This is a genomic window from Methylobacter sp. Wu8 (genome assembly GCF_036440755.1).
Classification (GTDB): domain Bacteria; phylum Pseudomonadota; class Gammaproteobacteria; order Methylococcales; family Methylomonadaceae; genus Methylobacter_A; species Methylobacter_A tundripaludum_A.
This window is the reverse complement of the sequence record NZ_JAZGVT010000012.1, coordinates 1-8237: the sequence shown is the minus strand read 5'-3', so window position 1 is coordinate 8237 and position 8237 is coordinate 1. Positions and strand designations below refer to the sequence as shown.

5 protein-coding genes are annotated in these 8237 nt (G+C 49.2%); 4 read left to right on the top strand and 1 reads right to left on the bottom strand.

Annotated elements, in window-relative coordinates:
- Window positions 1-285: 285 nt before the first annotated feature.
- Window positions 286-1878: a SulP family inorganic anion transporter gene (locus V3O24_RS00330; RefSeq protein ID WP_104423883.1), complete on the bottom strand. Its 1593-nt coding sequence runs from the start codon at window positions 1876-1878 to the stop codon at window positions 286-288.
- A 284-nt stretch (window positions 1879-2162) separates the two neighbouring features.
- Between V3O24_RS00330 and V3O24_RS00325 the strand changes: the two genes are divergently transcribed.
- The 4 genes from V3O24_RS00325 (at window position 2163) to V3O24_RS00310 (ending at window position 8083) form a co-directional block, all read left to right on the top strand.
- Window positions 2163-2837, top strand: coding sequence for a response regulator transcription factor (locus V3O24_RS00325; RefSeq protein WP_104423884.1), 675 nt, complete (start codon window positions 2163-2165; stop codon window positions 2835-2837).
- Window positions 2827-4209: a sensor histidine kinase N-terminal domain-containing protein gene (locus V3O24_RS00320; RefSeq protein WP_331305613.1), complete on the top strand. Its 1383-nt coding sequence runs from the start codon at window positions 2827-2829 to the stop codon at window positions 4207-4209. Before V3O24_RS00325 ends, V3O24_RS00320 begins: the two co-directional genes overlap by 11 nt.
- Window positions 4210-4924: 715 nt before the next feature.
- Window positions 4925-6415 (top strand): porin, encoded by a 1491-nt coding sequence (locus V3O24_RS00315; RefSeq protein ID WP_331305612.1) that lies wholly within the window; start codon window positions 4925-4927, stop codon window positions 6413-6415.
- A 138-nt stretch (window positions 6416-6553) separates the two neighbouring features.
- Complete coding sequence (locus V3O24_RS00310) at window positions 6554-8083, top strand: hypothetical protein (RefSeq protein WP_331305611.1); 1530 nt, start codon at window positions 6554-6556, stop codon at window positions 8081-8083.
- Window positions 8084-8237 lie beyond the last annotated feature (154 nt).

Here is an 8237-nt window from a genome sequence, read left to right as displayed (position 1 = left end):
TGAAATAACTTGAGCAAGTTTTATTTTTCATTTTTTAACCATGAAGGACATGAAGCGGCATGAAAGGTTTAAGTCTTCATGCTCTTCATGGTAATTGCCTAAATTAATTTATGCACGATTCTAAGGGCATTCGATGCGAATGCGGCGTATTTGCCGACCGCCGATCAGGTCGGCAAATACGCTGAGATTGTGGAGACTGGTTAAGGTTGCAATGTCCTTTCTGCCGGATCGGCAGTGTTTCTTGTCGTTTATGAGAGCCTGACAAGCGCTTATACCGGATGATATTTAAGCGTCGGCGCGTTCATTCAACACCACTAAAGATTCATGCTTCTTGATTTTTTCTTTGCCGTATAAGTCGATGACTTCAACGCTAATGTTGTCGTCCGGCGCCTGCACCAGAAAATCCTCGATTAACTCTACAATATCATGATCGATAAACTTGGCATTGCTCGCATCAATGACTACGCTGCTGTTTTCCTGAATCCGCAGGATGAATTTCCTGAGCAAGGCCTTGTTCAGGAAAGAAACGTCTTTGTTGAATTTCAGCACATAATGCGACCCGTCCTGAATCAAGGTAATTGCCGCGGAATAATTGGCTTTGACTACAAAAAACAGGCCGATGACCATGCCGATCGCCATGCCTTTTAACAGGTCGGTTATCAGAATGGCGAGCACGGTGATCGCAAACGGCATAAATTGGCTCATGCCCTTGTGGTAGAAATGGCTGAACAGGCCGGGGTTGGCCAGCTTATATCCGGTGTGCAGTAAAATCGCCGCCAGACAGGGCAACGGAATGTAGTTCAGGTAGTACGCCAAAAACAGAACGCTCAGCAACAAAAACAAACCGTGAGTGAAGCAGGAAATGCGGGTTCGGCCGCCGGCGTTGATGCTGGCCGCGCTACGCACGATAACGGCGGTCATCGGCAGGCCGCCGATCAGGCCGCTGATGATATTGCCGATTCCTTGCGCTTTCAGTTCCCTGTTGGTTGGCGCGATACGCTTGAAAGGGTCGAGTTTATCAGTCGCCTCAAGGCTGAGCAGGGTTTCCAGGCTGGCGATGATCGCAATCGTTATTGCGACTACATAAACCTGCGGGTTGGTCAGATAGCTGAAATCGGGGAACATGAAATTGTTGAAGAAATCCGTGGTTTTTTCCGGGACCGGTAAACTGACCAGATGTTCCGCACCGACCGACCAAGCCGGTGCAAATTTTGTCGCGGCCAGGTTATAGCCGACTCCCCACAGCACCACGACTAATGGTCCTGGAATCAGCTTTAACAGTTTCTGCTTTTTAAACCAGGGCATACTCCATAGGATCAACAGCAACAACGCCACCCCGCTGATAACAGTCGAACCTGGCGATATGCCGCCAAATGCGTCAACCAATTCCATAAAGCTTGAGCGGGCCGTTTCCTTCATATAGCTTTCGTCGCCTTCATAGCTGCTATGGTAACCGGTGGCATGCGGAATCTGCTTGATAATCAAAATCAAACCGATAGCCGCCAACATGCCTTCAATGACGGCCGAGGGGAAAAAAGCGCCGATAATCCCGGCTCTGAGGTAGCCCAAGGCGAGTTGAATGATCCCGGCTAAGACGCAGGCTAACAGCAAACCCTGGAAACTGCCCAGGGTTTCAATGGCATTGAAAACGATCACGGTAAGACCGGCGGCAGGACCCGAAACAGCCAGTTGCGAGCCACTGAGCCATGAAACGATCAGCCCTCCCACTAAACCGGTAATCAGCCCGGAAAACAACGGCGCGCCCGAGGCTAGCGCAATACCCAGGCATAATGGCAGGGCGACCAAGAACACTACGAGTCCTGCGGGGATATCGTCTTTTAGATGGCGGATATAATATTGAGTGTGTTTGTGTATCATAGTAATATTCCTTTGATTCTAAAGTGCTCGTCTTCCAGCTGGACGTACATAACAGGGCTAATAACTTAAACTGTCCTCATAAAAACTCACTTCGCCGGTCGCATATCATGGTTGCCGCCGGCAATTCCGATTGCACTACTTTGAATCACTTCTCTGATTAAGGTTTTCATTTGTTTTCCCAATTTTTAGCCGGTTTTAAATTTAAACAGCTGGCGCTGTTTATCCCGATGATACTTATCCTAGCCGCTTAACCTTTCAAGAACCTTTCACAACTTTCCGACTGTATGAACATTTTGTTAATAGAAGACGACGCCGTTCTAGCCGACGGCTTGACGCACACCTTGAGCGATAGCGGCTATTCGGTGACTTCGGCCACGAGCGGCGCTTACGCCGAACAGTTGTTGCTGGCGCAAGGTTTCGATTTGATCGTACTGGACTTGGGCTTGCCGGATATGGATGGGTTGGAGCTGTTGCGCAAGCTTCGCAGCCGGAAAATCCCGTTGCCGATTTTGATTTTGACCGCGCGCGACGGCGTCAACGACAGGATCAGCGGCATTGAACAAGGCGCCGACGACTATATGACCAAACCTTTTGAACTCAGGGAATTGGAAGCCAGGGTTCATGCGCTGATTCGCCGCTGTTACGGCGGCTTTAATAACGATATTGTGATCGGCCGCTTGGTGCTGGATACCCGCAATCATCAAGTCCTGGTCGACGGTCAGGCGATCAGCTTGTCGGCGCGGGAATACGGCGTATTGGAAATACTGCTGATTCAGGCCGGAAAAGTCGTCAGCAAAGACCGCATTGCACAACGTCTGGCCGTTGACGGCGACGCGCTGACCGATAATGCCGTTGAAATTTATGTGCATCGATTGCGCAAGCGGATCGAACCCTATGGCGCGGTGATCAGGACGGTGCGAGGGCTCGGTTATTTGCTGGAGCGCTCGGATGAAGACTAAACAGCGCAGCCTCAAAACGGAAATTCTTCTACGTCTGGCCATTCCGCTGATTTTTTTTATCGGCTTCGAGTCCGTCCTGTCTTATTTTGTCACCCTGCATCATGTCGACGTGGCGTATGACCGCTGGCTGCTCGATTCCGCAAGGTCGTTAACCCAGGAAATCAAGGTGCGCAACGGCAAGATATTCGTGGAATTGCCCCCCGCCGCTTTAGAGATCTTCAAATGGGATGAATCGGACAAAACCTATTTTAAAATCATCTCCGAAGAAAAAGGCATGCTGGCGGGCGACAAATTTGTTCCCGAGCCGTTCGATTCGAAAACCGACTGGACGCATCCGGTCTTTTTTGACGACGAAATGTATGGCGAACCGGTCCGGGTGGTGTCCATGTCGATTACCCGCGAGAATACATCGGAAAAGGTTTTCGTTCACGTTGCGGAAACCTTAAATAAACGGCGGAACATGATGACGGATATTTTGTTGGCCGACCTGTTGCCGCAGATGGCGCTGGTGCTGTTGACCGGAATTTACTTGGTCGTGGGCGTAAAACGCGGCTTGCAGCCGTTGCACGTATTGGCCGGTGAAATTGCCCAGCGCTCGTCGCGCGATTTACGGCCCATTTCCGATCGGCATGTGTTTTTGGAAGTGCGGGCGCTGACCGATACCATCAATGATTTACTGGAACGCCTGTCGGCAGCCATTGCAACTCAGCAACGCTTTATCGCCAACGCCGCGCATCAATTGCGCACTCCGCTGGCGGGCTTGAAACTGCAAGTCGAACGCGCGCAGCGCGAACAAGACCTGTCGGCCATGAAACCCGCGCTGACGCATATCCAAGGGTGCGCCGATCGCATGTCGCACCTGACCACGCAATTATTGGTGTTAGCCAGGTCGGAACCGGTTAATGGCGATTATGAATTGCGGCCGGTGGATTTGTGCAAACTGGCCAGGGAAACCTGCATGGACTGGGTGCCTAAAGCGTTGCAGCAGCACATGGAGCTGAGCTTTGAAGGCTCGAAGCGGGCGGTGTATGTGCGTGGCGACGAGGTGTTGTTGCGGGAATTGCTGGCTAACCTGCTGGATAACGCCATTTGTTACGGTCATGCCCAAGGCAATATTGTGGTTAAAGTCAAGAGCCATCCGGCGCCTCGGCTGATTGTCGAAGACGACGGCCCAGGCATACCCGAAGCTGAAATGGACAAGGTTATCGAGCGGTTTTATCGCATTCCCGGAAGCCCAGGCGACGGTTGCGGATTGGGTCTGGCGATTGTCAAGGAGATTGCCGACCTGCATAAAGCGCGGCTTGAGTTAAAACGCGTCAGCGCGGCAGGCGGCGCCCGGATTGATTTGGTGTTTAAGCAAGCGGAACAGTAAACCGGTTTGCCGTTGCGAGGCGGGGTTATTCTTCAGATAACTGGGATACGCCGAAAAACAATAATCCAATGATTAAAACGGCTAAAACAATAATGGCTAATACACCTGCGTTCATTACAATCCTCATCGAGACGTCGAGAAGAGTAAATCCGTTCGTCCTGAGCCTGTCGAAGGATGGGCGGATTTACGGTTGAGTTTGATATTATTCTTATCTGATAAGTAATTGAATTCATAATAATATATTTTTGTTGGCTCATATAATCCATCAGAGCATGTCACCTTTCCCCATTCATCCTTCGACAGGCTCAGGACGAACGGGGAAAGGTGACATGCTTACGAAAAGTTATCCACTCAATAAGTTACCGACTCAATTTCACATAGAGCCGTTTTACTGTAGCCACACCCCTCTGCGTTGTTGCAACTTTGTAGCCACATCGGCCGGCTTTTAGATGTTGATTTAACGCATAGAGAGCAGGTTGCTTCGGGGTTAACGTCTAAAACACAGTGTCTTTGTTGCTAAAAAGATAATTGCTAACCTGCTGGTTTTTATTAGGAATAGCAGAAAATCCAAACAGCGGATTTAAATTGTTGCAGGTTGGCAAATTAATTGCCGATTTGTTGCGCTGTAACAAAAATGTAACAAAGCTGTCATTAGGCTGTCATTTACTTTCCATATTCTTGCTCAAACTTTTTTGATAACAACCAAGAGCAAAATATGAAAATTTCTAAACTTACATTGGCCATTGCTACCGTTTTAGGAGCGGGCGTAACATCCGGCGCTTTTGCGATGGACCTTTATGTCGATACCAAAACCAAACAAATTTATGCGGAGCCCGGTCGGGGTCGGGAACTGATGGGGTCTTTCGAGAAAGTCGACAATGCTCCCGCTAAAGCAGAGAAACTGGACAAAGCGGAAATTAAAGCCATTCGCGAAGATTTGGCATTAAAAGAAAATGCAATCAAGGCATTGCAAGAGCACAAAGAAGAGTCTACAGGGCCAAGTTCAGTGAATGTCAAGCTGAATGACAAAGGCATACAGTTTGAAACGGCGGATAAAAACTTCAATTTCAGATTGGGCGGTCGTATTCATGCCGACGCCTCATACAGCATGGATGATAATCTTGTTACCAAAGGCACAACAACCCATGTTGAAGCCAATGACGGCACGGAAATCCGCCGCGGACGTATGGAGTTTTTAGGCACATTCTATAAAGACTGGGAATTTAAAAGCCAGGTTGATTTCGCCGATAACTCGGTTTCAGTCAAAGACATGTTTGTGCAATATAACGGCTTAAAAGTTGCGTCCCTTCCTTTAGCGATCACTTTCGGATCGCAAAAGCAGGCATTCAGCCGTGAGTTGCAGGAAAGTTCGAACGATATGATGTTTATGGAGCGTTCGTTGATGAATACGCTTAACGAACCGACTGTAGATCGCGCCATCGGTCTTAATGTTGCAACGCTTAATAAGAACTGGACAGGGCAAGTCGGTATTTATGGGGATACAGTCACTGCCAATACTTCAAACACGACAGCGGATGAAGGTTGGTCGGTTAACTCACGCTGGACTGCTGCGCCGATTAACGAAAAAACCAAGGTGATTCATCTGGGCGTTGCCGGTAACTACCGGGCGCCGAACGCTGCTGGCTCGGTCAATGACAAAGCGTTGAGTTATTCATATGAAACCTCTCATATGTCGAACTTGAAGGTGCTTGATACGCACGCTATCACGAACATTAACAACATCAAGATGGTGGGGCTGGAAGCGAACGGCCTGTATGGACCTTTCACCGTAGGCGGCGAATATACCCATACCTGGCTGGATCGGGAAAATGGCGGCAGCAATCTGGCGTTTGACGGCTGGTATGGAGAGGCCTCATGGACAATCACCGGCGAATCGCGCAAGTACAAGGCGGGCAAATTCTATAAAGTGGATCCTGCTAAGAATTTCAGTTTTAAAAATGGCGGATTGGGTGCTTGGGAACTGGCGGCACGCTATGCGGAAGCTGATTTAAGCGATGGCAATGTTCGCGGCGGTCAGATGAGCAATCTTACGGTTGCGCTTAACTGGTATGTAAACAAAAATATCCGTTTCATGGCTGACTACAACAAAGTGTTGGAAGTTAAAGAATCAGCAGTGACTACGCGCGATGGTGGAAAGCCTGATAATCTGGATACCTTTATGGTGCGCGGACAATTGGCGTTCTAAAGTTTGGCTATAGTTTTTCATTAGCACTCAAAGCCGCGCTGGGTTTCCAGCGCGGCTTTTTTTATTGGAAAGAATTCATATATGATGGGCGATTTAAACAGTCTATAAAATCGGTCATCAAAGAGGTTAGCGTTGAAAATGAGTCACATCATTAAATTAATACCTGTTTTATGGTTGGCAGGTTGCGCATTGGCGCCGGTTCCACCCGCTACCGGTAATTGGGTCATAGAGCCGGTCAGTCTCTATGATTCCGGGCATGACAAAGGCACGGAAATCGTCAGCGTACAGCAATCGACGTTGCGGGCGGTGCTCAGCAATTTCGCAACGGGCGAAGTTGATGTGCTGGATGTCAGCCAACCTCAGCATTTGCAGAGAAAAGCGCGTTTCAATCTTAAATTAAGCAAGGGCGAAGAGCTGACTTCGGTTGCTTTTCATCCTGTATTGGATCTGTTTGCGGCGGTTATCGATGTCGGTAACCGCCCCGGTAGGCTGGAGATTCGTTCGGCAACAACAGGCGTATTGATCGATCGTATCGTCGTCGGCTTTGGGCCTGATTCGGTGGTTTTTTCCGAAGACGGCAAGCTTGCGATGATCGCCAATGAAGGGGAAGATTTTTTGTTTGAACCGTCGAGCAAACAATTTTTCTCGCCGGAAGGCAGCATTTCCACGGTTCGCTTAAGCCAATCCGGGCATATTGTAAGCCACAAAAACCTGGAGCTGGCCAACGCGATTAACTATGAAGGCTTTATTGTCAGCAAAGGCGGCCGGTTTATGGAAAGAGAAATCGACTGGAACGGCGACGGCATTATCAGCAAGAACATGGATTTTGACGGCAACGGCAAGATTGACAAGAAAAAAGTCCTGCTGGGGTATTTTGAAGGGCAGGATGTTTATGGTACGGAAACCAAAGGCGAGCAGAAAATACTAATCCCGATAAAGACCCATTCTCCCGCCTTATTGGAGCCGGAATATATCGCCATTTCGCCGGACGCAAAGAAAGCCTATGTAACTTTGCAGGAAGACGATGCGGTTGCGGTCGTCGATTTAATCAGCGAACAGGTCATCAGTTACTACGGCCTGGGAGCAAGCCAACATAAAACCGACGCCCGCTACGACGGTTGGGTGAAATTCGAGCAATCGATGACCGGGCTGCGCGAGCCCGACGGGATAACCACGGTAGCTAACGGCCGTTATTTTGTCACTGCCGATGAAGGCGATACCGATTCGGATACTTCAACGCCGGCGGAGGGACAGCCGGTCAGCGGCGGGCGCTCGGTCAGCGTTTTCGATGCAGCGACAGGCGTCTTGCTGGGCGACACCGGCAATCAGCTTGATGAGCTTGCGTTCGCCAATAAAGTCTACCCTGAGCGGCGCAGCAACAAAAAAGGCTCTGAACCGGAAATGGTGGTTTCGTTCGATCTGGACGGCGTACCTTTTGTCGCCGTCGGTATGGAAAGAGCCGGTTCAGTTGGATTGATTTCGTTGGCAGATCCCTTCCACCCTACGGTAATCGCTTTGGGCAAGATTGGCGGCGACGAAGGCAAGTCGCCTGAAGGAATCACTCATTTTACGGTAGACGGGGAGCATTATCTGCTGACGGCCAATGAAATGAGCGGAACTGTTGAATGTTTTAAAATAATCAGAAAGGAGCCCGATGCTCAAAACTGATTAGGAACGTGCATGAAATAACTTGAGCAAGTTTTATTTTTCATTTTTTAACCATGAAGGACATGAAGCGGCATGAAAGGTTTAAGTCTTCATGCTCTTCATGGTAGTTGCCTAAATTAATTTATGCACGATCCTAAGTTACAAAGTACTGGGG

Bases quoted from the DNA above. Each gene is read 5' to 3' on its own strand.
- V3O24_RS00325 (WP_104423884.1), top strand. From the start codon at position 2,163: ATGAACATTTTGTTAATAGAAGACGACGCCGTTCTAGCCGACGGCTTG.
- V3O24_RS00310 (WP_331305611.1), top strand. From the start codon at position 6,554: ATGAGTCACATCATTAAATTAATACCTGTTTTATGGTTGGCAGGTTGC.
- V3O24_RS00320 (WP_331305613.1), top strand. From the start codon at position 2,827: ATGAAGACTAAACAGCGCAGCCTCAAAACGGAAATTCTTCTACGTCTG.
- V3O24_RS00315 (WP_331305612.1), top strand. From the start codon at position 4,925: ATGAAAATTTCTAAACTTACATTGGCCATTGCTACCGTTTTAGGAGCG.
- V3O24_RS00330 (WP_104423883.1), bottom strand. From the start codon at position 1,878: ATGATACACAAACACACTCAATATTATATCCGCCATCTAAAAGACGAT.